Source organism: Mycobacterium yunnanensis, from assembly GCF_025823185.1.
Lineage (GTDB): Bacteria > Actinomycetota > Actinomycetes > Mycobacteriales > Mycobacteriaceae > Mycobacterium > Mycobacterium yunnanensis.
In genome coordinates this window covers 784,114-806,790 of record NZ_JACKVK010000008.1, presented here as the reverse complement: position 1 = coordinate 806,790, position 22,677 = coordinate 784,114, and the positions used below count along the sequence as shown (strand labels likewise).

The 22,677-nt window shown below is 68.4% G+C and carries 28 protein-coding genes; 6 read left to right on the top strand and 22 right to left on the bottom strand.

Going from position 1 to position 22,677, the window contains the following annotated elements; genetic code table 11:
- Positions 1 to 95: 95 nt before the first annotated feature.
- From rpsQ to H7K45_RS13800, 13 genes are all read right to left on the bottom strand, one after another.
- The gene (rpsQ, locus tag H7K45_RS13860; protein ID WP_263996374.1) at positions 96 to 395 is read right to left on the bottom strand and encodes a 30S ribosomal protein S17; all 300 of its coding nucleotides are present in this window, start codon (positions 393 to 395) and stop codon (positions 96 to 98) included.
- Positions 395 to 628 (bottom strand): 50S ribosomal protein L29, encoded by a 234-nt coding sequence (gene rpmC, locus H7K45_RS13855; protein WP_263996372.1) that lies wholly within the window; start codon positions 626 to 628, stop codon positions 395 to 397. Before rpmC ends, rpsQ begins: the two co-directional genes overlap by 1 nt.
- Positions 628 to 1,044, bottom strand: coding sequence for a 50S ribosomal protein L16 (gene rplP, locus H7K45_RS13850; protein WP_263996371.1), 417 nt, complete (start codon positions 1,042 to 1,044; stop codon positions 628 to 630). The genes rpmC and rplP overlap by 1 nt, the downstream gene beginning before the upstream one ends.
- A gap of 2 nt (positions 1,045 to 1,046) precedes the next feature.
- A complete protein-coding gene (gene rpsC, locus H7K45_RS13845; protein WP_263996370.1) occupies positions 1,047 to 1,940 on the bottom strand; it encodes a 30S ribosomal protein S3 in 894 nt (297 codons plus the stop codon).
- On the bottom strand, positions 1,940 to 2,479 hold the full coding sequence (gene rplV, locus H7K45_RS13840; RefSeq protein ID WP_263996369.1) for a 50S ribosomal protein L22: 540 nt from the start codon (positions 2,477 to 2,479) through the stop codon (positions 1,940 to 1,942). Before rplV ends, rpsC begins: the two co-directional genes overlap by 1 nt.
- Positions 2,480 to 2,482: 3 nt before the next feature.
- Positions 2,483 to 2,764, bottom strand: coding sequence for a 30S ribosomal protein S19 (rpsS, locus tag H7K45_RS13835; protein ID WP_057167020.1), 282 nt, complete (start codon positions 2,762 to 2,764; stop codon positions 2,483 to 2,485).
- A 12-nt stretch (positions 2,765 to 2,776) separates the two neighbouring features.
- Complete coding sequence (gene rplB, locus H7K45_RS13830) at positions 2,777 to 3,613, bottom strand: 50S ribosomal protein L2 (RefSeq protein WP_263996368.1); 837 nt, start codon at positions 3,611 to 3,613, stop codon at positions 2,777 to 2,779.
- 33 nt (positions 3,614 to 3,646) lie between these two features.
- Entirely contained in the window at positions 3,647 to 3,949 is a 303-nt protein-coding gene (gene rplW / locus H7K45_RS13825) for a 50S ribosomal protein L23 (protein WP_056557250.1), read from the bottom strand.
- The gene (gene rplD, locus H7K45_RS13820) at positions 3,949 to 4,608 is read right to left on the bottom strand and encodes a 50S ribosomal protein L4 (protein ID WP_263996367.1); all 660 of its coding nucleotides are present in this window, start codon (positions 4,606 to 4,608) and stop codon (positions 3,949 to 3,951) included. The genes rplW and rplD overlap by 1 nt, the downstream gene beginning before the upstream one ends.
- Positions 4,608 to 5,258 carry a 50S ribosomal protein L3 gene (gene rplC, locus H7K45_RS13815; RefSeq protein WP_263996366.1) on the bottom strand — a complete coding sequence of 217 codons (651 nt, stop codon included), beginning with the start codon at positions 5,256 to 5,258 and terminating at the stop codon, positions 4,608 to 4,610. Before rplC ends, rplD begins: the two co-directional genes overlap by 1 nt.
- A 15-nt stretch (positions 5,259 to 5,273) precedes the next feature.
- On the bottom strand, positions 5,274 to 5,579 hold the full coding sequence (gene rpsJ, locus H7K45_RS13810; RefSeq protein ID WP_003925843.1) for a 30S ribosomal protein S10: 306 nt from the start codon (positions 5,577 to 5,579) through the stop codon (positions 5,274 to 5,276).
- 425 nt (positions 5,580 to 6,004) lie between these two features.
- Positions 6,005 to 6,358 carry a nuclear transport factor 2 family protein gene (locus H7K45_RS13805; RefSeq protein WP_263996365.1) on the bottom strand — a complete coding sequence of 118 codons (354 nt, stop codon included), beginning with the start codon at positions 6,356 to 6,358 and terminating at the stop codon, positions 6,005 to 6,007.
- 3 nt (positions 6,359 to 6,361) lie between these two features.
- Positions 6,362 to 7,948 (bottom strand): carboxylesterase/lipase family protein, encoded by a 1,587-nt coding sequence (locus tag H7K45_RS13800; protein ID WP_263996364.1) that lies wholly within the window; start codon positions 7,946 to 7,948, stop codon positions 6,362 to 6,364.
- Positions 7,949 to 8,075: 127 nt separating this feature from the next.
- On the opposite strand from H7K45_RS13800, the gene H7K45_RS13795 reads away from it, so the two are divergent.
- Entirely contained in the window at positions 8,076 to 9,329 is a 1,254-nt protein-coding gene (locus H7K45_RS13795; RefSeq protein WP_263996363.1) for a cytochrome P450, read from the top strand.
- Here H7K45_RS13795 and H7K45_RS13790 read toward each other — a convergent pair.
- On the bottom strand, positions 9,295 to 9,954 hold the full coding sequence (locus tag H7K45_RS13790) for a TetR/AcrR family transcriptional regulator (RefSeq protein WP_263996362.1): 660 nt from the start codon (positions 9,952 to 9,954) through the stop codon (positions 9,295 to 9,297). The two genes, H7K45_RS13795 and H7K45_RS13790, sit on opposite strands and share 35 nt — an antisense overlap.
- A gap of 98 nt (positions 9,955 to 10,052) precedes the next feature.
- Here H7K45_RS13790 and H7K45_RS13785 point away from each other — a divergent pair, with 98 nt between their 5' ends.
- Both H7K45_RS13785 and H7K45_RS13780 read left to right on the top strand, forming a co-directional pair.
- Entirely contained in the window at positions 10,053 to 11,639 is a 1,587-nt protein-coding gene (locus tag H7K45_RS13785) for an MFS transporter (protein ID WP_263996361.1), read from the top strand.
- 20 nt (positions 11,640 to 11,659) lie between these two features.
- On the top strand, positions 11,660 to 12,325 hold the full coding sequence (locus H7K45_RS13780) for an aspartate/glutamate racemase family protein (protein ID WP_263996360.1): 666 nt from the start codon (positions 11,660 to 11,662) through the stop codon (positions 12,323 to 12,325).
- Here the strand turns inward: H7K45_RS13780 and mftG are convergent.
- From mftG to mftA, 7 genes are all read right to left on the bottom strand, one after another.
- On the bottom strand, positions 12,315 to 13,718 hold the full coding sequence (mftG, locus tag H7K45_RS13775; RefSeq protein WP_263996359.1) for a mycofactocin dehydrogenase MftG: 1,404 nt from the start codon (positions 13,716 to 13,718) through the stop codon (positions 12,315 to 12,317). The genes H7K45_RS13780 and mftG overlap by 11 nt on opposite strands.
- A gap of 9 nt (positions 13,719 to 13,727) precedes the next feature.
- Positions 13,728 to 15,140, bottom strand: a complete 1,413-nt coding sequence (gene mftF / locus H7K45_RS13770) for a mycofactocin biosynthesis glycosyltransferase MftF (protein ID WP_263996358.1) — start codon at positions 15,138 to 15,140, stop codon at positions 13,728 to 13,730.
- Positions 15,137 to 15,844: a mycofactocin biosynthesis peptidyl-dipeptidase MftE gene (gene mftE / locus H7K45_RS13765; protein WP_263996357.1), complete on the bottom strand. Its 708-nt coding sequence runs from the start codon at positions 15,842 to 15,844 to the stop codon at positions 15,137 to 15,139. Before mftE ends, mftF begins: the two co-directional genes overlap by 4 nt.
- Before the next feature lie 168 nt (positions 15,845 to 16,012).
- Positions 16,013 to 17,206: a pre-mycofactocin synthase MftD gene (gene mftD, locus H7K45_RS13760; protein ID WP_263996356.1), complete on the bottom strand. Its 1,194-nt coding sequence runs from the start codon at positions 17,204 to 17,206 to the stop codon at positions 16,013 to 16,015.
- 3 nt (positions 17,207 to 17,209) lie between these two features.
- Positions 17,210 to 18,418 carry a mycofactocin radical SAM maturase gene (mftC, locus tag H7K45_RS13755; protein WP_263997001.1) on the bottom strand — a complete coding sequence of 403 codons (1,209 nt, stop codon included), beginning with the start codon at positions 18,416 to 18,418 and terminating at the stop codon, positions 17,210 to 17,212.
- A gap of 8 nt (positions 18,419 to 18,426) precedes the next feature.
- Positions 18,427 to 18,753 carry a mycofactocin biosynthesis chaperone MftB gene (gene mftB / locus H7K45_RS13750; protein WP_372512538.1) on the bottom strand — a complete coding sequence of 109 codons (327 nt, stop codon included), beginning with the start codon at positions 18,751 to 18,753 and terminating at the stop codon, positions 18,427 to 18,429.
- Positions 18,738 to 18,833: a mycofactocin precursor MftA gene (mftA, locus tag H7K45_RS13745; RefSeq protein ID WP_263996355.1), complete on the bottom strand. Its 96-nt coding sequence runs from the start codon at positions 18,831 to 18,833 to the stop codon at positions 18,738 to 18,740. The genes mftB and mftA overlap by 16 nt, the downstream gene beginning before the upstream one ends.
- Before the next feature lie 92 nt (positions 18,834 to 18,925).
- Between mftA and mftR the strand changes: the two genes are divergently transcribed.
- The 3 genes from mftR (at position 18,926) to H7K45_RS13730 (ending at position 21,411) form a co-directional block, all read left to right on the top strand.
- Positions 18,926 to 19,528 (top strand): mycofactocin system transcriptional regulator MftR, encoded by a 603-nt coding sequence (mftR, locus tag H7K45_RS13740; RefSeq protein ID WP_263996354.1) that lies wholly within the window; start codon positions 18,926 to 18,928, stop codon positions 19,526 to 19,528.
- Positions 19,529 to 19,633: 105 nt separating this feature from the next.
- Positions 19,634 to 20,152, top strand: coding sequence for an RNA polymerase sigma factor (locus H7K45_RS13735; protein WP_263996353.1), 519 nt, complete (start codon positions 19,634 to 19,636; stop codon positions 20,150 to 20,152).
- The gene (locus H7K45_RS13730) at positions 20,149 to 21,411 is read left to right on the top strand and encodes a VOC family protein (protein ID WP_263996352.1); all 1,263 of its coding nucleotides are present in this window, start codon (positions 20,149 to 20,151) and stop codon (positions 21,409 to 21,411) included. The genes H7K45_RS13735 and H7K45_RS13730 overlap by 4 nt, the downstream gene beginning before the upstream one ends.
- A gap of 48 nt (positions 21,412 to 21,459) precedes the next feature.
- Here H7K45_RS13730 and H7K45_RS13725 read toward each other — a convergent pair whose 3' ends face one another.
- Complete coding sequence (locus H7K45_RS13725; RefSeq protein ID WP_263996351.1) at positions 21,460 to 22,635, bottom strand: NAD(P)/FAD-dependent oxidoreductase; 1,176 nt, start codon at positions 22,633 to 22,635, stop codon at positions 21,460 to 21,462.
- Positions 22,636 to 22,677: the final 42 nt, after the last annotated feature.

The following is a 22,677-nucleotide window of genomic DNA, read 5'->3' as shown; positions in this document are numbered from 1 at the left end:
AGTCTGCACCGTCTTACCCGGAACGACAACATCGCAATCCCACGACGCACGAAGCCCGGTCCGTGAAACGGACCGGGCTTCGTGGCGTAGGGGTTCTACTTGGCGCGCTCGAGCACCTCGACCAGGCGCCAACGCTTGGTCGCCGAGAGCGGCCGGGTCTCCATCAGCGAGACGCGGTCGCCGACGCCGGCGGTCCCGTTCTCGTCGTGGGCCTTGACCTTGGTCGTGGTCCGGATGATCTTGCCGTAGAGCGGATGCTTGGAGCGGTTCTCCAGCTCGACCACGATGGTCTTCTGCATCTTGTCGCTCACCACGTAGCCGATGCGCGTCTTGCGCTGTCCACGTGGCTTCTCGGTGGGCTGTGCGCCCGCCGCTTCTGCTGCGTTCTCTGCCATTACGAATCCTCACCAACGGGTCCGGAGGCCAGACCCAACTCACGTTCACGAAGCACGGTGTACACCCGTGCAATCTCTTGGCGCACCACGCGCAGCCGACGGTTGTTGGCCAGCTGGCCGGTCGCGGTCTGGAACCGGAGGTTGAACAACTCTTCCTTCGATTCGCGCACCCGTGCGGCGAGTTCCTCGTCGGTCAGCTCACGCAGTTCGCCAGGCGAAACTCCCAGTGCCATCAGAACTGCTCCTCTCGGGTGATGATGCGTGCCTTGATCGGCAGCTTGTGGATGGCGCGCGTCAACGCCTCCTTGGCGGTCTTCTCGTCGGGGTAGCTGATCTCGAAGAGAACGCGACCCGGCTTGACGTTGGCGACCCACCATTCCGGCGAGCCCTTGCCGGAACCCATGCGGGTCTCGGCGGGCTTCTTGGTCAGCGGACGGTCGGGGAAGATGTTGATCCACACCTTGCCGCCACGCTTGATGTGCCGGTTGATGGCGATACGAGCGGACTCGATCTGCCGGTTGGTGATGTAGGCGTGCTCCAGTGCCTGGATGCCGTAGTCACCGAAGCTCACCGCGGTGCCGCCACTGGCAATGCCACGCTGGCGCGGGTGGTGCTGCTTGCGGTGCCTTACCTTGCGGGGAATCAGCATGTCTAGTTCTCCGTGCTCTCTGCCGCTGCAGAAGCCGTGGCGGCTTCGGGGGCGGCGGACGTGGTGACGTCCACTGAGGTGTCGGTGGCGGGCGTTTCCTCGCTCGCGGCACGACCGGCCTCGGTGCTCGTCGCCGTGGTGCCCGAGGCGCCACTGCGGCGCGGCCGGGTTCCGGTGGGACGGTCACGACGCGGGCGCTCGGCGCCTGCGGCTGCCGGGGCGGCGAGCTCACGCTTGCCACCGACGACGTCGCCCTTGTAGATCCAGACCTTCACGCCGATGCGGCCGAAGGTGGTCTTCGCCTCGTAGAGGCCGTAGTCGATGTCCGCGCGCAGCGTGTGCAGCGGGACGCGACCTTCGCGGTAGAACTCCGAGCGGCTCATCTCCGCACCGCCGAGGCGGCCCGAGCACTGCACCCGGATGCCCTTGACGTTCGGCTGACGCATGGCGGACTGAATCGCCTTGCGCATCGCGCGACGGAAGGCGACGCGGTTGCTGAGCTGCTCGGCGACACCCTGGGCGACCAGCTGGGCCACCGACTCGGGGCTCTTGACCTCGAGGATGTTCAGCTGAACCTGCTTGCCGGTCAACTTCTCCAGCGTGCCGCGGATGCTGTCGGCCGCCGCACCGCGACGCCCGATGACGATGCCGGGGCGGGCGGTGTGGATGTCCACGCGAACCCGGTCGCGGGTGCGCTCGATCTCGACCTTGGCGACGCCGGCCCGCTCGAGCTCGACGTTGCGCTCACCGGGGATGACGAACGGCGAGAAGAGGCGGCGACGGATCGCGACGTCTTCCTTGACGTAGTCCGAGTACTGCTTGTCTGCGTACCAGCGGGACTTCCAGTCGGTGGTGATGCCGAGGCGGAAGCCGTGGGGATTGATCTTCTGGCCCACTACTCCGAGCCTCCCTTCGAATCAGAAGTCTCGGAAACCGTTTCCGGTGCCGCCTTCGTAGCGGCCTTCTTGGCAGGTGCCTTCTTGGCGGGGGCCGACGTTGCGGCGGCCTTGCTGCCCTGAGCGCGACGCGCCCGAGTCGACGACGCCGACGCGGCGTTCTTGGCGCCCCGCTCGGACCGGCTCGGCCGGCTCTCCACGATCACGGTGATGTGGCTGGTGCGCTTGCGGATTCGGTACGCACGCCCCTGGGCGCGCGGCCGGATGCGCTTGGCAGTCGGGCCCTCGTCGGCGTACACCGACGCCACGACGAGGGTCGCGGGGTCGAGGCCGTCGTTGTTCTGGGCGTTGGCGGCCGCACTGGCGATCACCTTGGCGACGGGCTCGCTGGCAGCCTGGGGCGCCCAGCGGAGGATGTCGAGCGCCTCGGCGACGGACTTGCCGCGCACCAGGTCGATCACCCGGCGGGCCTTGGATGCCGAGACGCGCACGAAGCGCGCCTTGGCAACCGCGGACGGATATTCAGTGATTGTCGTCATGACCTACCGCCGCTTCGCTTTCCGGTCGTCCTTGATGTGACCCTTGAAGGTCCGGGTCGGGGCGAACTCGCCCAGCTTGTGACCGACCATGGCCTCCGAGACGAACACCGGCACGTGCTTGCGACCGTCGTGGACGGCGAAGGTGTGACCGATGAAGTCGGGGATGATGGTCGACCGACGGGACCAGGTCTTGATGACCTGCTTGGTGTTCTTCTCGTTCTGGACGTCGACCTTCTTCAACAGATGGTCGTCGACGAACGGGCCCTTCTTCAGGCTGCGTGGCATCGCTGGATACTCCTAGCGCTTGTTCTTGCCGGTGCGACGGCGGCGGACGATGAGCTTGTCGCTCGGCTTGTTCTTGCGGGTGCGGCCCTCGGGCTTGCCCCACGGGCTGACCGGGTGGCGACCACCGGAGGTCTTGCCCTCACCACCGCCGTGCGGGTGGTCGACCGGGTTCATCACGACACCACGGACGGTCGGGCGCTTGCCCTTCCACCGCATACGTCCGGCCTTGCCCCAGTTGATGTTCGCCTGTTCGGCGTTGCCGACCTCGCCGACGGTGGCGCGGCAGCGCACGTCGACGCGGCGGATCTCGCCGCTGGGCATGCGCAGCGTGGCGTAGCTGCCTTCCTTGCCGAGCAGCTGGATGCTGACACCGGCGGAGCGGCCCATCTTGGCGCCACCGCCCGGGCGCAGCTCCACGGCGTGCACGACGGTGCCGGCGGGGATGTTGCGCAGCGGCAGGCTGTTGCCGGGCTTGATGTCGGCGTTCGGGCCCTGCTCGATGCGGTCACCCTGCGACAGTCCCTGCGGCGCGATGATGTAGCGCTTCTCGCCGTCGACGTAGTGCAGCAGTGCGATGTTCGCGGTGCGGTTGGGGTCGTATTCGATCTGCGCGACCTTGGCGTCGACGCCGTCCTTGTCGTGGCGACGGAAGTCGATGACGCGGTAGGCACGCTTGTGACCGCCACCCTTGTGACGGGTCGTGATGCGGCCGTGCGCGTTACGTCCACCCTTGCCGTGCAGCGGACGGATCAGCGACTTCTCCGGCGTCGAGCGGGTGATCTCGGCGAAGTCGGAGACGCTCGAACCGCGACGACCGGGGGTCGTCGGCTTGTACTTGCGGATTCCCATGTTCTAAGTCCTGTGTCTCTTTTCGGGCGCCGGCTAGGCCGGTGCTCCGAATAGGTCGATGGGCTTGCTGCCCGCGGACAGGGTCACGATCGCGCGCTTGGTGCTCTTGCGCTGGCCGAAGCCGGCACGGGTGCGCTTGCGCTTGCCCTGACGGTTCAGCGTGTTCACCGAGTCGACCTTGACGCTGAAGATCTTCTCGATCGCGATCTTGATCTGCGTCTTGTTCGAGTCCGGGTGCACCACGAACGTGTAGGTGTTGTCCTCGATCAGCCCGTAGGACTTCTCGGAGATGACCGGCGCCAGGATGATGTCGCGGGGGTCGGTGATGGTAGCCACTACGCCGTTACCTCTTCCTTGTCGGCGGTGTGCGCCTGGATGTAGGCGTTCAACGCCTCCACGCTGAACACCAGGTGGTCGGCGTCGAGCACGTCGTAGGTGTTGAGCTGGTCGGGCGAGATGACGCGCACTTCCGGGAGGTTGCGCACGCTCTTGGCGCCGACTTCGTCGCTGCGGCCGATGACGACCAGCACCTTGCGCTGGTCGGTGATCAGTGCCTCGAAGAACGCCTTGACGGCCTTGGTCGACGGCGTCTGGCCGCTGATCAGCTCCGTGACCGCGACGATCCGGTCGTTGCGGGCCCGGTCGGACAGAGCCGACCGCAGTGACGCGGCGATCATCTTCTTCGGGGTCCGCTGGCTGTAGTCGCGCGGCTTGGGGCCGTGCACGATGCCACCGCCGGTGAACTGCGGTGCACGGGTCGAACCCTGACGGGCGCGGCCGGTGCCCTTCTGGCGGTAGGGCTTCTTGCCACCACCGGAGACCTCGGCGCGGGTCTTGGTCGAGTGCGTGCCCTGGCGCTTGGCGGCCAGCTGAGCCGTCACCACCTGGTGCATCAGGGCGATGTTGGGCTCGACGTCGAACAACGCGGCAGGCAGGACGACGCTACCGTCGGTCTTGCCGTCCGGCGTACGGACGTCAATGGTCTTGTCAGCCATTACTTCTCACCTCGTTTGATCGCCGACCGGACTACGACGAGTCCGCCGTTGCGGCCGGGGATGGCGCCCTTGATCAACAGCACACCGTTCTCGGCGTCGACCTTGTGCACCTTCAGGTTCTGGGTGGTGATGCGATCACTGCCCATGCGGCCGGACATGCGAGTGCCCTTGAAGACGCGGCCCGGGGTGGCGCAGCCACCGATCGAGCCGGGCCGGCGGTGCACTGCCTGCGCGCCGTGGCTGGCGCCCTGGCCCTTGAAGCCGTGACGCTTCATGGTGCCTGCGAAGCCCTTGCCCTTCGACGTGCCGGTCACGTCGACGTAGCTGCCGTCGGCGAAGATCTCGGCGGTCAGCTCCTGGCCGACCTCGAAGTCGGCGGTGGTCGCCTCGTCGAACCGGAGTTCGGCCAGGTGCCTGCGGGGGTTGATGCCCGCCGCGGCGTACTGACCGGTGACCGGCTTGTTGACCTTGCGCGGGCTGATCTCGCCGTAGGCGAGTTGGACGGCGCTGTAGCCGTCGCGCTCGGTGGTGCGGATACGGGTCACCACGTTGGGACCGGCCTTGACGACCGTGACTGGGACGACCTTGTTGTTCTCGTCGAACACCTGCGTCATGCCCAGCTTGGTGCCCAGAATGCCTTTGCGTGCCATGGTTTCTGGTCTCTCCTACTGGATGTTGACGTCGACGCTCGCCGGCAGATCGATGCGCATGAGGGCGTCAACGGTCTTCGGCGTCGGGTCGAGGATGTCGATAAGGCGCTTGTGGGTGCGCATCTCGAAGTGCTCCCGCGAGTCCTTGTACTTGTGCGGGGAGCGGATGACGCAGTAGATGTTCTTCTCCGTCGGCAGCGGCACCGGGCCAACGACGCTCGCGCCGGTACGCGTGACCGTCTCGACGATCTTGCGCGCCGAGGCATCGATCGCCTCGTGGTCATAGGCCTTGAGCCTGATGCGGATCTTTTGTCCCGCCACGCTTGTCCTACCTCACTATTAACGGGCCCACCGTGTGGGCCTGGTCTTCACGCGCTCTACCCGTTGGGTAGCGCGCTGGCTATGCCGCCGCTGTTTACCTGTCTCTGGTTCACCGGCCCCCGCGCTCGGGCGTGTCGCCTTCGCGCATACTCGTCGGCGTCGGAATCCGTCGCTGTCGAGGTGGGACCGGACGCGCCGGTCAAGGCGCTGGTCGGTTGCCCAAGCCCGGCACGCTCGAACGACAAGCGCCGTCCCGGCTCAAGGCAACCCGAACAGTATGCCTCAGATCGCCGCGTGCTCCAAATTCCTGGGTGACGGCGAGACAAGCCGTCCTCACTCCCCCGGGCGGCACGCCCGGAAGGTGACTTGCCCGGCGTTGATCCAGGTCGACGAGCACGACGCCGTGACACCACGTGCCCAACGCCTCACTCCAGGTAGGTGCCGTGGCCCTCGCGTACGAGGGCGCCGTCGAAGGTGAGGACCTCGTTGACCAAACCGCCTCGTTCGTTGCGGTAGTTCACCACCAACAGCGATTCGCCCCGGTAGACGCCGACCACCTCGAAGTGCAGGTCGGGAAGCATGCGCAGTGCCGTCGCCCAGTAGTGCCGCAGTGCGTCCTTGCCACGGACCACGCCTGCGGTCTCGGGCAGGAGGCGCGCCGCGACGGGTGAGGTGAAGACGACGTCGTCGTGAAAGTGCGCCAGCACGGCCTCGACGTCGTGGTCGTTCCACGCCCGCACCCACTGTTCGGCGAACGTCGCCGCGTCGGGTGTGGGCATGACCTACTCCTCGAGTCCGGCCCAGAAGGGGCATTGACGTGCTTGGTCGAAGTCGGTCTTCACTCTGCTGCCGTCGGGCCGCAGTGACAACCGCTTTTCCTGCGCGTCGAACGCGGGCCAGTCGTCGCCGGGATGACCGTCGCGGACGAACTGACTCCACGCGTCGATCATCTGATCCGACAGCACCTGCTGATCGGGGTTCAACTTCGGTGCCCCGCCGATGTCGAACAGGTACCGCAATTCCAGCGAGTGGCTGGCGCCCACCGGAAACGGCAAAGACCGCAACGGGTCTGGCGCGGGGGCCCCGCGATCGTCGAACTCGTAGGCGTAGACCGAGTCCTGCTTGGCCAGCCCCTGCGTCATCCTGTCGGCCACGCAGGCGAACACGCCGTCGGTGACGGCCGCGGAGTAGGCGAGCGGCACGCTGCCTGCGTAACGGCTCAGGGGGTAGCGCGCGGCCACCGCGGCAGCGTTGCGGCCGAAGGTCGACGACAGCAATTGCGGATACCGGGCCTCGGTGTAGGGCCCCTTGGACCGCAGGTACTCCAGCGCGACGAACAGCGTGAACTCGTCGTGATTGGTGCCGATGAGCACCGGCACCTTCGCGGCGCGGCCCTCGGAGATCTCCCGCATCGGATCCACGGGCAGCACCTTGGTCCCCGTGACGGGGCCACTCAGGGCGTCGTCGCCAATGCGGTAGAACCAGACCGGCTTTCGCAAACCGTCCGCCGGCAGTGCGCGCAGACACGTGGCGACGGTGCGCGGGTCCGTGCAGCCGGCGTCGCGGGCGTAGTCGACGCTGGCCCGCTGCGCCTCGGGCAGGGCGAGCTGTGCCTGACAGGGCCCGCTCTGGATGACGGCCGCGCGGAAGAGTCCCTCGGAACCGGGGGCGACGAGGTGGTCGCAGACCGACATCCCGCCCGCGGATTCACCGGCGATGGTGACGGCGCCCGGGTCGCCGCCGAAGTTGGCGATGTTGTCGCGCACCCACCGCAGGGCGGCCTGTTGGTCCTGCAGCCCGTAGTTGCCGACGGCACCTGGTGGGCCCAGGGCGGGATGGGCCAGGAAGCCGAGCGCGCCGAGCCGATAGTTCAGCGTGACGACGACGACGTCGCCGCGGGTGGTCAGCCAGCGCGAGTCGTAGATGCCGCTGCTGCCGTTGATGAACGCCCCGCCGTGAATCCACACCATGACCGCGCGCTTGCGTTCCGAGGGCGGCGGGGTCCAGACGTTGAGGGACAAGCAGTCCTCCGAGGTCTGCCGTCCCATCTCCAGATCGCTGCCGTCCTGCAGGCAGCGCGGGCCGGTACGGGTGGCGTCGCGCACCCCCGGCCAGGACGGCGCGGGAGCGGGCGCCTGCCAGCGCAGGGGCCCGACGGGGGGTGCGGCATACGGAATTCCGGCGAAGAGACGGTGGTCGGGAGCGACGACTCCGCGCACGGTGCCGGTCGTGGTCTGGACGAGGGCCGGGTCGGCGGGCGGGGAGGGTGACGACGCGGCCGGGTCGTCGTCGCGGGCGCATCCCGCGAGGAGGACCAGGGCGGCGACGAGGACCGTCACCGCGCGGCGACCAAACGATTCTCGGCGCATCGCGGCCGAGCCTACCGATGGCGGCTCGGTGCGCCGGACGCCCGGGGATGTGACCCAGCACACTGTCGGTCACCTAGACTGTCGCCTTGACACCCGTCAAGTGCCGCCTCGCGTATCAGGAGCCCGGATGACCGCATCGACGCACGACGACCCGACGAAGGTCCTCGCCGACCCGACCGCCTACGCCGACGACGAACGGTTGCACGCGGCGCTCGCCGAGTTGCGCGCCAACAACCCCGTCGCCTGGGTCGACCACGGCCGCTACCGTCCGTTCTGGGCCATCACCAAGCACGCCGACATCATGGCCATCGAGCGCGACAACGACCTCTTCCTCAGCGAACCTCGACCCCTGCTGGCCACCGCGGCCGCCGACGACATGGCCAAGGAACAGCTCGAGGCCGGCATCGGCCTGCGGACCCTGATCCACATGGACGACCCCCACCACCGCAAGGTGCGCCAGATCGGCGCCGATTGGTTCCGGCCCAAGGCCATGCGCGACCTCAAGGTGCGGGTCGACGAGTTGGCCAAGCGATACGTCGACGAGATGGCCGACATTGGTCCCGAATGCGACTTCGTCACCGACATCGCCGTCGACTTCCCCCTATACGTGATCATGTCGCTGCTCGGGCTTCCCGAGTCGGACTTCGGCCGCATGCACTCCCTGACCCAGGAGATGTTCGGCGGCGACGACGACGAGTACAAGCGCGACGGAGGTTCCTTGGAGGACCAATTCGCGGTGCTGCTCGACTTCTTCGACTACTTCTCGAAGTTGACGGCGTCACGCCGAGACCAGCCGACCGGCGACCTCGCCTCGGCGATCGCCAACGGCCGCGTCGACGGGGAGCAGCTCTCCGACGTCGACACCGCGTCGTACTACGTGATCGTCGCCAGTGCGGGCCACGACACCACCAAGGATGCGATCTCGGGCGGGATGCGGGCGCTGATCGACAATCCGGGTGAGCTCGAGCGCTTGCGCGCCGACCCGGGCCTGATGCCGACTGCGGTCGAGGAGATGATCCGATGGTCGACCCCGGTCAAGGAGTTCATGCGGACCGCCGCACGCGACACCACCGTGCGTGGCGTGGACATCGCCGCCGGTGAGTCGGTCTATCTGGCGTACGTCTCGGGCAACCGCGACGAGGAGGTGTTCACCGATCCGTTCCGGTTCGACGTCGGCCGCGATCCGAACAAACACGTCTCGTTCGGGTACGGCGTGCACTTCTGCCTGGGTGCCGCGCTCGCCCGGATGGAGATGAACAGCTTGTTCACCGAGCTGATCCCACGGCTGGAGTCGGTCGAATTGGCCGGCCCACCGGAGCTTTCGGCCACGACGTTCGTCGGTGGTCTCAAGCACCTTCCGATTCGGTACTCGATGCGCTGACCCCGTTGGGCTTCTTGGCGTAGGCGTGCAAGAACCCGTCGACCGCGGCGACGGCCACCTTCTCGTAATCGAAGTCGACGAGTGTGCTGAGCCGCCCGAACGCCAACGGGCCGACCAGCAGCGCGAACGCGACGGTCCGGTCGACCTCGGTCAGTTCGGCGGCGGCCTGCGGGCTGTCGAAGATCACGTCGAAGGGCGCTGAGTACTGCTGGGCGATGCGTTCGCGCAGGGAACGCATCTCCGGGCTGGCGGCCTCGGCGTGCGGCGTCTGCGGCAGCTGGCCCATGTCCGGGCCCAGTGAGAGCCAGGACATCGCGGTCAGGATCGTGGGCGCCTCGGCGATCGACTGCGCCCACGCCACCACGATCGCCAACAGCCGGTCTCGCAGCGAGCCCTGTTCCGGCGGCATCGGCGGCGGGGGGATGAGGCCGGTGAAGCTGGCAGCCAGGAGGTCGTTGGCGCTGGAGAAGTGCCGGTAGAGGGTGGCCCGCGCGACGTTGGCGGTTCGGGTGACGGCGTCCACGGTCACCGCGCTCGGCCCACCGGACCTCAGCAGCACGGTGGCAGCCTCGAGCAACCGGGCCCGCGAACGCGCCGGCCGCGGATCGGAGCGATCGACCGACATCGGGTACCTCGTACATCCTTGGCGACTTCGATTTCTGAGACTATCGGTCTTCCGAGACTGGTAGTCTCGAAACTGTCATGAGTCGGAGGGGTGACGCTGTGGTCGACTCGCTGATGTCGTCAGAACAGGATATCGGCGCAAGGGCCACCGAGCCGTCGTCGCGGGCCCGTGTCTGGTTGCTGGTGGTCGCCTGCCTGGCCGTGTCGATGGTCGTCTCGTCGATGGTGGCCCTGAACACGGCGCTTCCCGACATTGCCGTCCGCACCTCCGCCACCCAGTCCCAGCTCACCTGGGTCGTCGACGGATACACCTTGGTCCTCGCGTGTCTCCTTCTGCCCGCCGGCGCGTTCGGCGACCGCTACGGCAGGCGGGGCGCACTGTTGATCGGCCTTGCCGTGTTCACCGTGGCCTCCGTCGCGCCGATCGTCGTCGACGGACCCGTTGCCCTCATCGCTTCCCGTGCCGTAGCGGGCGCCGGGGCTGCGTTCGTCATGCCTGCCACGCTGTCATTGCTGACCGCGGCTTATCCAAAGTCGCAGCGCAGCAAGGCCGTTGGCATTTGGGCCGGCGTCGTCGGCTCGGGGGCCGTTCTCGGGTTCCTGGTAAGCGGCATTCTGCTGCATTTCTGGGCATGGCAGTCGATCTTCTGGGCCTTCGCAGGGGCCGGAGCGCTCATCACCGCGTTCGCATGCACCGTGCCGTCTTCCCGCGACGAGGACGCCGCGCCGCTGGATTGGCGAGGGGCCGTCCTCATTGGTGCTGCGGTCGCGCTGTTCGTCTTCGGTGTCGTCGAGGCGCCCATCCGAGGCTGGTCGCATCCCCTGGTATGGGGCTTCATGGCGGCAGGAGTGGCAAGCTCGGTGGCGTTCGCCGCCCTGCAGTTACGGCTCCCCGCCCCCCTGCTCGACGTGCGCCTGTTCGCCAGGCCCGACTTCGCCACCGGCGCGCTAGGCATCACCATCCTGTTCTTCGCCAACTTCGGCTTCTTCTTCATTGCCATGCAGTACATCCAGTTGGTGATGGGCTACAGCCCGCTCGGCACCGCATTCGCTCTGGCGCCGCTGATGGTGCCGGTCTTCGTCCTCAGCATCGCCACCGGTTGGTACCTGCCGAGGGTCGGGCTCCGCGCTGCGGTGACGGTCGGTCTGGTCCTGATCGCTACGGGCCTGTCGTGCTTGCGCCTACTCGACCTGGACTCGTCCTACCTGGACCTGGCGTGGCCCTTGATCGTCATGAGCACCGGCATCGGCTTGTGCACGGCGCCGACGACGTCGGCCATCATGGGCGCGGTGCCCGACGAAAAGCAGGGGGTGGCCTCGGCAGTCAACGACGCCACGCGCGAGATTGGGGCGGCGCTGGGCATCGCCGTTGCGGGTTCCATCCTCGCCGGGCGCTACACCAGCGAGCTCCGCCCCGACCTCGCGCGCTTTCCCGAACCCGTCCGTGAGCGCGCCATTGGCTCGCTCGCCGAGGCACTCGCAGTGGCCGACCGGATGGGACCGCAGGGTGCGCCGCTCGCCGAACTAGCCAAGTCCGCTTTCCTGCACGCGATGGACTCCTCGGTTCTCGTGCTCGCCTCGGTGATCGCGGTGGCAGCGCTGTTCGTGGCAATCTGGGCCCCCGGCCGCGACGGCCGCCAGTCGCGTCTCGTGCGCCGGCCCGCTGGTGGGCGGCACCGGGGCTGACTCCCGCTTACGCTGGTGGCGTGCGTCTGCTGCTCGTCAACCCGAACACCACCGCCTCCATGACGGCCGCCATCGAATCCTCGGCGCGCTCGGTCGCGGGGCCGGCCACCAAGGTCATGGCCGTCAACCCGGCCGAGGGCCCCGCGAGCATCGAGAACGACGACGACGAAGAACGCTGCATCCCACATCTTCTCGACGTGGTGGCCCGTGCCCAAGCAGGACCCGACCGTCCCGACGCCTACGTGATCGCCTGCTTCGGCGATCCGGGGCTCGAACAGGTCCGTACGACGGTCGACGTTCCGGTTCTGGGCATCGCGCAGGCCGCGATGCACGCCGCCGCCCTGAGCGCCGGAAGCTTCTCGGTGGTCACGTCCATGTCGGCGACGGTGCCGACCGCGTGGACCCTGGCCAAGACCTACACGCCAAGCCAGTGCCTCGGCGTCTACGCCACCGACATCCCGGTGCTGCGGATCGATTCCGATCCCACCACCGTCGGGCCGATCGGCGACCTCTGCGAGACGGCCCTGGCTCAGGACGCCAGCGGATCGATCGTGCTGGGCTGCGCGGCGATGGCCCCGTTCGCCGCGCCGCTCGCCGAGCGGCTCGGCGTCCCCGTCGTCGACGGCGTGGTCGCCGCGACGCTGCTGGCCGAGGCCCTCGTCAGGATGGGGCAGGTCACCCGATGAAGTCGGCTGCCCGGTGACCGATCATCACGATGGTGGCGTGCGGCCCACGGCTGGTGATCTCGGGCAGGATCGATCCGTCGACCACCCATAGCCCCTCGACGCCACGCACGCGGCATCGCTCGTCCAACGGCGCCTCGCCGTCGCGACCCATCGGGACGGTGCCACACAGGTGTTGCGACGTCGACCAGGACGATTCACGGGCGTGATACCCCGACCCTGCGAGATCGTGTGCCAGGTCTGCGCCGTCCGCCAGGGCGATGACGTCGGATTGCTCACTGTCGTAACGGTGTTCGATCAGAGGCGACACGGCCGGATCGGCCGAGGTCAAGCGCAGCCGCCCGCGGGACCGGGGCCGCATCAGGGTGACGCCGAGGTGGGGCCGGTCCGACGGGTCGTGCGCCGATCCGGTCATGGTGGCGAAACCGGTTGTGTAGCAGCGAATCTCCAGACCGTCGGCGGTGGTCAGCAGCGTCTCTAGCGGAGGCCGGCCGGGCGCTGCGGGCCAGTCGACGGGGAGCACCCATTCGGGATGATCGACGCAGCGGGTTCCCACCGGGAGATCAGCCACCACGGGGACCCCCATCGCGGCCAGCTGCTCTGCCGGGCCGATGCCCGAGAGCAGCAGCAGGTGCGCCGACCCGATGGCGCCAGCCGAGAGCACCACGTGGTCGGCGGTCAGCTCACCGGACCCGAGACACTGCACGCCGACGGCGCGGCTCCCGGCGAACCGGATCCGCCGCACCCTACGGTCGTGCAGCACCGTCACGTTCGGTCGCCCAACCGCAGGGCCGAGGAAGGCCTCACCGGGTCCGACCCTGGTGCCGCGCTCGACGTTGAGCGGCACCGGGCCGACACCCGGCCGCCCCCCGTCGTTGCCGTTGAGATCCTCGACCCACTCGAAGCCACGCCCACGTGCCGCGGCGTCGAAGGCGGCTGCACCCTCGTCGAAATCGGCGACACGTGCGATGCGCATGGGTCCGGCGGAGCCGTGGAGCGGTCCGGTGAAGTCCAGGTCGGTCTCGATGTCGAGGAAGTGCGGTAGTACGTCGTCCCACGACCAACCGGGGATCCCCCAACCGTCGAAGTCGGCGGGCAGGCCACGGCAGAAGTAGCCGCCGTTGACGGCCCCCGACCCCCCGACGACCTCCCCGCGCATGATCGACGCCGTGCGCCGCGGACGGTCGGTCAGCGTCGTCTCGTAGCGCCGGACCACCGAACTGCCCGCGCCGATCGGCAACCGAAGCCCGTCTGCGATCTGGGCCGCCACCGGGGGTTCCGACGCCCCCGGCCCGGCTTCGACGACGGTGACCGAACGGCCCGGGTCGCGTGAAAGCCTTTCGGCCAGAACGCAACCGGCGCTGCCCGCACCGACGATCAGAACATCGGAGTGCAACGGTACGGGTCAGCTTCGGATCTGCGGCTTGAGCGCGCCGAGGTGACGTTCGCGCACGACGCCCTTCCACAGGCCCAGGCCGTAGGCGATGTCGTCGAGCCGTCTGAGCAGGACGTAGGAGAACAGTCCGACGCGCTTGGCGTCGTCGTCGGCGGTGGCGCTGCGGCTGGCCCAGTCGACCACCCCGTCCACGACGGCGGCCACCAGCACCACCTGACGGCATCGCGGGAAGCAGACCGCGGCGACGAGTGCGACGGGCCAGTAGTGCCGACAGATCGCCGAGGCCAGCTGTAGCGCCGCCGACCAGAGACCCTGGGCGGCCACCGCCGCCACCTCTCGGGGTTCGGTGTCGACCGCGCCGAGTACCTTCGCGATCTTCCGTCCGATGATTGCGGCCACCACCGTCGAGGCGACGTACCCAACCCCTGAGCCCATGGCCAGCAGCACCCACACCAGCAGGGTCCAACCCGACAACACGAGCGGTGCGGTCTTGCCAGGGTGACGGACGGCCAGCGGCGCAGCCGAAGAACCGTAGAAGGCCTTGCGCGCGAACCACTCTCGAAGCTTGGTGCGATGGTCGTGACCGACGAGCGCGATGGGCTCGTAGCGCAACCGCGCGCCCGCCTCGATGAAGCGCCAACACAGATCCACGTCTTCGCCCGAATGCATGGTCTCGTCGAATCCGCCGACGTCGACCAGAGCGCTACGACGGCAGATGATGGCCGCGCTGGGCACGTAGGAGACGGTGCCGTAGGGCACCACGGGCGCTTCACGTTGCCCCAGGTCGAGTGAGGACCGCACTGCCTCGTAGCGTGCCACGACGTTGCGTGGCTCGTTCAACCCCACGATTCGTGGTGCCACCAATGCGACGGCGGGATCGCAGAAGTGCCCGAGGAGCGCCTCGAGCCAGCCCCGGCGTGGCACCACGTCGGAATCGAGGAACGCGACGAAGTCGGTCTGACACATGGCCAGACCGGTGTTGCGCGCCGCCGCCGGCCCCTTGCTGGTGTCATGCCGCAGCACCCGCACCTCGCAGTGCAGGCCCGCGAAGTCGTCCATCCGAACCGGTCGCGACGAGCCGTCGTCGACCACGATCACGCACAGGCCACGCAGCGTCGACACCAAGCGCCTGAGGCCAATCGCGTTGTCCAACACCGGAATGACGATGGTGACGTCACGATGGGAGGGGCCGCTGGCCGGCCGTGGATGCGCCACGGTGGCGTCGAGCAGCGTGCGCGCAAGCTGCGCGCTCTGGGCGTCGTGCACCTCGAGGCGGCCGCCGTCGAGCATCGTCTGGGCAGCCGGCGCGAGCCGCAACAATCGGGTCGGCGAGCCGCCGAGAAGAGCCGAGCCCTCTCCGAGCACCCTGACTCGTCTGTCCACCTGCACGGCGAAGCCGTCGGGCAGTCGTGGTCCCGTCACTGCAAGAGTCCCCCGGCGCCGGGGAGCCACGTCGCCACGCGGCGGGTGCAGGAGTCGACCATTGCAGCAAAGATACGCGACCCCTCGACCGCCGATGCGGTGGTGGGGTTGCCGAGGACACCGACGGCGCTGACTGCGGCGACGCCGCCTTCGCGCAGCCGGGGCATGAGCTCCGCCAGCGGTGCTTCGTTGCCGACCACCCATTCCTGCTGGCGAACCACGCCGGGCGAAATATGTAGCAATACAGACGTTTCGGTGTGACCCGCGTGCGCGTCGGCCCCGGGCACACTGCACGGGCACCAGGCAACGTCGCGGCCTTCGCTGCGGAGCAGACCGACCGCGGCGGCGACCGCGGCGACGTTGCCGCCATGGCCGTTGACGAATACCAACCGCGAGGCCCACTCGAAGGCCGATCGGCCGTATTCGACCAGCAGGAGCTGCAGCGCCGCGGTGCCGATGGACACCGTGCCCGGGAACCCCTGATGCTCACCGCTGGCGCCATAGGCGATTGCCGGGGCCAGCAGCCACGGGTCGCCGAGGCGATTGGCCATCCCCCGACTGACGGCGTTGGCGATCCGGGTGTCGGTGTCGACGGGCAGATGTGGCCCATGCTGCTCGGTTGAGCCCAGCGGGACGATCAACGCCGGGGACAGATCATCGAGCTGCCGTGCCGTTGAGTTCCCAAGCTCGTTGGGGAAGGCCACCCGCCGATCCTAGGACGAATTCACCTGGTGTGCGCCGAATGTTGGCGTTTGTGCGGCACGAGATTCAACCAGGGTCGACACCGACACCGGCGGGCCTCCCCGTCCGCCACGTCAGCACCGCCCGCCACACCGGGACCAGCGGCGACGGCGTCGAGGTGCGGTGGAGGGTTAGGGATTTTCGGCGCTGGGCATCCCCAGTGCGCGGGTGAACCCCGTGGGCGTCAACACGTCCTCGGCGACGAGGTCGTGAATCGAGGCCTTGCCGAGTCCCATCAGAGCGGAGTCGACGCCGCTGCGCATGATGTCGAGAACGTTCTCCACGCCCGGTTGTCCCTCGGCGGCTAGCCCCCACAGGTAGGCCCGGCCCAGCATGACCGCGCGGGCCCCCAACGCCAGCGCCTTGACGACGTCGCTGCCGCGGCGGATGCCACCGTCGAGGAGTACTTCGACGTCGCCGCCCACCGCGGCGGCGACGGCCGGCAACGCCCGGATCGACGCCGGCGTTCCGTCCAGATTGTTGCCGCCGTGGTTGGAGACCGAGATTGCCGAGACACCCGCGTCGACAGCGCGTTTCGCGTCGTCGACCCGCATGACACCCTTGAGCATCACCGGTCCACCCCACAGCTCGACCAACCAGGCGATGTCCTCCCACGTCGGCGGCGGGGTGCCCATCCACTCGCCGTACGCGGCGAAGAACGGCGGGCCGGCCTCACCGCGGTTGCCCTGGTTGGGCACGCGCAGGTTCGGCGGACGCATGGTCTTGGCCCACTGCAGCAACCAACTCGGCCGGGTGAGGCCCTCGGGCATCATCTTGACGGTGGTGCGGAGGTTCATCTCCTCCGGTATCACCGGGCTGCCCCAGTCGCGGCCGTGGGAGAAGCTCCAGTCGGTGGTGATGATGATGCCGACCGCACCAGCGGCCCTGGCGCGTTCCACGCGCGCGGCGATGGCGTCTCGCCCGCCGAGCCAGTACACCTGGAAGAACAGCTTCGGGTTGGCGGCGATGACCTCTTCGATCGGCTTGCTGGCAAACGAGGACAGGCCCATCGCGGTGCCGCGCGCCGCGGCGGCCCGCGCCACGGCGACCTCACCGTCGGGATGTACGGCCTGCACGCCCGTCGGGGAGATGATCACCGGCAGCGAGATCTCTTGTCCCATCACCGTTGTGGCCAGATCACGCTTCTCCAGCGCGCCGATCACGTGGGGTGCGAAGCCCAGTTCACCGAACGCGTCCACGTTGTCGGCCACGGTGATGCCGCGCTCACTGGCCGCGATCAGCGAGCTGTAGACGGACTTCGGCAGCCGCTTCTTGGCGCGCTGCTGGGCGATGGCGACGGTTTCGAACCACTTGTCTCGAGCCATGGTCTATACGGGACTTTCGTTGCAGAATTTCTTCGGAGCCGGGCCGCCGGCGACCAGGCCCTGCGGTGGACGGGTGAGGAGGGTCAGCGGGATCGGCGCCGTGCGGCCGCCGGACCGGGAGTGGTCGCCGCTGGGCTTGGGCTTGTCGCGCTCGCGGGCCAGGGCGGGTTCGCCGTAGCCCTGCACGCATTCGGGGTCGGGTCCGTCCAACGGCAGACCGGTGAAGAACTTCGCCGCCATGCACCCACCACGGCATCCGTCGTAATGATCGCAACTGCCGCACGCCCCCGCCGACTGCGGCTCACGCAGCTCGGCGAACAGCTTCGAGTTCTGCCAGACGTTCTGGAAGCCGCTGTCGGACAGGATGTTTCCCGCGAGGAACCGGTCGTGGATGGCGAACGGGCAGGCGTAGACGTCCCCCACCGGGTCGATGAGGCACACCACCCGCCCGGCACCGCAGAGGTTCAGCCCAGCCAACGCGCCGGGCTGTCCCAGCCCCGAGAGGTGGAAGAACGAATCCCCGGTCAACACACCCTCGCCGTGGGCCACCAACCAGTCGTAGAGCTCGCGTTGCTGAGCCGCCGTCGGATGCAGCTCGTCCCACACGTCGGCACCCCGACCCGACGGACGCAGCCGCGTGATCCGCAACGTCGCACCGTACCGATCGGCCAGGGCCTTGAACTCGTCGAGCTGCCCGACGTTGTGGCGGGTCACCACCACCGAGATCTTCGCGTCCTGAAAGCCCGCCGCCGACAAATTCTCCAACGCCCGGATCGCCATCGCGAACGACCCCGGACCACGCACCGCGTCGTTGACCTCCGCAGTCGCCCCGTCCAACGAGATCTGCACGTCGACGTAATCGCTGGCCGCCAATCTCGCGGCCACCTTCTCGTCGATGCGGACCCCGTTGGTGGAGAACTTCACCCCCACCTGATGTGCGGTGGCGTAGTCCACCAACTCCCAAAAGTCCGATCGCACCGTCGGCTCACCACCACCGATGTTGACGTAGAACACCTGCATGCGTTGCAACTCGTCGATGACGTCCATGCACTGCCGGGTGCTCAGCTCCCGCGGATCGCGCTTACCCGAGGACGACAAGCAATGCACACACGACAGATTGCACGCGTAGGTCAACTCCCACGTCAAACAAATCGGCGCATCCAAACCCCGCTCGAACTGCTCGACCAGGCGCGGGACCGGTGCCGGGGACATGGTGGTCGTCATGGGTTCTCCTCGCGGACCAGCATCTTGGAGGTGACCAGCACGCCGAGCGCGTGCAGGTAGGGCGCCAACCCGGCGTCGTCGACGCCAGCCGCGCGAAGGGCCGACCTGACGTCGGGGTGATCGGCCAGCGACGTGACCACCTCGACGATCGTGGTGTTCTTCAGGAACGAGAGTTTGCGTGTGCCAAAGTGATACAGCAGGGCGCCGAACGGCTCCGGCCGCACTGCCACCTGCGGATGCAGCCGCCAGCGGACGTCCGGATCGAAGGCCTGGGCGTCCACTGTCGGCTGCGGGGAGGCGACCACGGTCAGTAGACGCCGCACATGCCGTCGATGGACACCTCTTCGACGAGGCTCTCGGTGACGAGTTCGGATTCGGTCTCGGACTGCTGAGTCGGCTCCATGGTTTCGCCTTTCGGTGGAGGAAGATGTCGACGAGTGTGATGCAGATCGCAACAATATGGCATCGAGTGCCGAAACGGAAGGGCGGATGTCGATGAGTCGCGAACCTGCCGCCCGAGTGGGCAGACGGAGGTCCACCACCGGGGACCACATCACCAGCGTGGCGCTCGAACTGTTTGCCGCCCGCGGCTTCGACGACGTGAGCGTCGACGACGTGGCCCGCGCCGCCGGCATCGCCCGGCGGACGCTGTTCCGCTACTACCCGTCCAAGAACGCCATTCCGTGGGGTGACTTCGATGCACATCTCGCCTACATGCGCGAGTTGCTCGACGCCGTGCCCGCCGACGTGCCGACCACCGCGGCGCTGCGGTCTACGCTGTTGGCGTTCAACAGCTTCGACGACGCGGAGACCGCCCACCACCGCCAGCGCATGCGCGTGATCCTCGAGACCGACGCGCTGCAGGCGCACTCCATGACGATGTACGCGGGATGGCGGGCGGTCATCGCGCAATTCGTCGCCCGGCGACTGCATCTGCAGGCGGCCGACCTGGTCCCCCAGACCACGGCGTGGTCGATGCTCGGCGTCGCACTCTCGGCCTACGAACACTGGCTGGCCGACCCCTCGGTGTCCCTACCGCGGGCACTCGGCGAGGCGTTCGACACCGTCAGCGCCGGTCTGGGCGCCCTCGACCCCTAGCGCCCCGGCGATTCGTGCACGGTTGACCGCGCTCACCGCGGCTACGGGTGCACGAATCGCGAGAATGGGCGTCGGAGTTCGGAGCCCAGCGGCGACGATGAGGGTGTGGAAGCCGAATCGTCCGCTCCGGACGCGCCCCACGTGCTGCTCACGCTGTACGACGAGGCGCTACCCGTCGTGTACGGGTACTTCGTCCGGCGCTGCGGCGACCGCGGCGTTGCCGAGGACCTGACGTCGGAGACCTTCCTGGCCGCGATGGACGCGGCCAGACGCGACGTGCCACCGCCGATGACGGTCGCGTGGCTGATCGGCGTCGCCCGGCACAAGCTGGCCGACCATTATCGCCGACGACACGACCGGTTCACCGTCCCGGTGGCCGAGGTGCCCGAACCCGTCGACCCCGCCGACGACTGGGACGCCGAACTCGACCGCATCGTCGCCGAGGGTGTCCTGGCGCGACTGCCCGAACACCATCGGGTGGTGCTGGCCCTGCGCTACCTGGACGACCGGTCCGTGCCCGAGTGCGCCGAACTGATCGGCCGCACGGTGCACGCCACCGAAGCGCTGTTGGTGCGGGCCCGCCGAGCCTTCAAGTCGAGCTATCCGGAGGGCGGTGCGTCATGACCGAACCCGATCCGCTGACCGTGCTGCGCGGCGACGACCTTCCGGTGAACCCCGACCCGCAGTTCGCCGCCCGTCTGAGAGCCCGGCTCGAATCCGCCGTCTCGCTACCCCGAGGAGCCACCGTGAGCGACACCGATCTCGCCGTCACCGAACTTAGCGCGCTTGCGCCCGCACCACCCCGGCCCGCGGCGCTGCCCTACCTCGCCGTCGCCGGCGCCCGCGACGCCATCGCGTGGTACGTCACCGCCTTCGGCGCCGTCGTGCTGGGCGATCCGATCGAGATGGACGACGGCCGCATCGGCCACGCCGAGCTGTCGATCGGCGGCGGCGTGCTCTACCTTGCCGACGAGTTTCCCGAAGTTGGCTTGAGGGCCCCTGCCCCACAGTCGGTTTCGGTGAGCCTGATGCTGCACGTCGCCGACACCGACGAGGCACTCGGGCGCGCCCGCGCTCGTGGCGCCCGCGTCGAGCGTGACATCTATGAGGCCCACGGCTCCCGCAGCGCCAGCGTGATCGACCCGTTCGGCCACCGGTGGATGCTGAACGGACCGCTCAGCGGAACGGTCGGTCCGATCCGTCATGGCGACATCGCCTACGTGTCGGTGTGGACGCGCGATCCCGATCGATCGGCGGCCTTCTACGGCCGCGTGCTGGGCTGGCAATTCGACGCCGACTCCCGTCGGGTCACCAACACCGATCGGCCCGTCGGCGTGGTCGCCATGGCCGGGACGCCCACGTTGTTCTGCTGCTACGCCGTGTCCGACGTGGCGGCGGCCCGGCAGTCGATCCTGGCGGCAGGCGGCCAGGCCGGCGACGTCGTGCAGACCCCGCACGGTCCGACGGTCGACGCGACCGATCCCGCGGGCACCGCGTTCGCGGTCTACCAACCCACCGGGGACGACCCTCGGCCCGCGCTCAACGGCACGGGGCCCGGCGAACTCTCCTACGTCACCTTCGAGGTGGCCGACTCGTCGAGCTTCCGCCACTTCTACGGCCAGGTGCTGGGCTGGAGCTTCGACCCCGGCCGGATCGACGACGGCTGGGAGCCCCGCGGCGTCCACCCCATGGCGGGCATGGCGGGCGGCAGCACGACGCCGGCGACCGTGCCGATGTGGACAGTCGACGACGTCGTTGCGGCGGTCGGTCGGGTGCGCGAGGCGGGTGGCACCGTGCTGCAGGAACCGTCCGCACAGTCCTACGGTCTCTCGGCATTGTGCGTCGACGATCAGGGCGTGCGCTTCTACCTCGGCCAGTTCTAGTGACTTCGGCGTGATCAGCGGCGGTCAGCGCCGGTGATCACGCCGACATCACGCGAGGACGTCGGCAATGGGCGCGCCGGCGGCGATCTTGGCGCGGGCCTTCATCACCTTGCCCGGCATGCCACCGCCCACGACGCCGACGACGGCGCCGTCGCGCTCGTAGTAGGCCAGGAACTTGCGGCCGTCGTCGTCGACGAGGTGCACGACGTCGTCGGCCTCCGGCTCGCCGAGGCACTGAATCTTGACGTCGTACTGGTCGCTCCAGAAGTAGGGCACCGTCACCGTGGACGTCGGCTCCTGGCCAAGCATGGCGGGCACGATGGCGCGGGCCTGCTCGGCGACGTTGCTCCAATGTTCAACGCGCACTTGCTCACCCAGAGCGTCCTTCCACGAGGCGACGTCTCCGACCGCCCACACGTTGGGCGCGCTGGTACGCCCGGCCGCGTCGCAGAGCACGCCGTTGTCCACGGCGATCTCGCTGCCCTCGAGCCAGTCGGTCGACGGACGGGAGCCGACGCCGACCACGACGACGTCGGCGTCGAGTTCGGTGCCGTCGGACAATACGACCTTCTCGACGTGACCGGTACCCGCGACCTCGGTGACGCCCACACCGCACCGGACGTCGACGCCCTCGGCGCGGTGCAGTCGCGCAACCAGCTCGCCGATCTGCTCACCGAGCACCGAGGCCAGCGGCGTGGGTTGCGGTTCGACGAGGACGACGTCGACGCCGAGCGCTCGCAGACTGGCCGCCACCTCGCAGCCGATGAAACCGGCACCGATGACGACGGCGTTCTTCGCCGAGCCGGCATGCGCGCGCAGCGCCAGGCTCTCGTTGAGGGTTCGGAGCACGCGGATGCCCTCGAGGTCGGGAAACGACGGAATCCGCTTGGGCACCAAGCCCGTTGCGATCACGAGCTCGTCGTAGGGAACGGTCTCGCCACTGGCCAGGGTGACCGTTCGAGCCGCGGTGTCCAGAGACGTCGCGGCCGAGCCGAGGCGGACCGTGATGTCCTTCTCCTCGTAAAAGGAGGCGGGCTTGAGCGTCACGTCGTCGGTCTCGGCGCGCAGCACGTCCTTCGACAGCGGGGGCCGGTCGTAGGGGAGGTGATCCTCGTCGCTGATGAGGGTGATCGGCCCGCCGAACTCGGCGCGGCGCAATTGCTCGGCGGTGCGCAGCGCGGCCAGTCCGCCCCCGACGATGACGATGCCCGCGGTAGTAGTCACGGGGCTTTTCTTACACGACGGTCGTCGTCTCCAGTGCGCCAC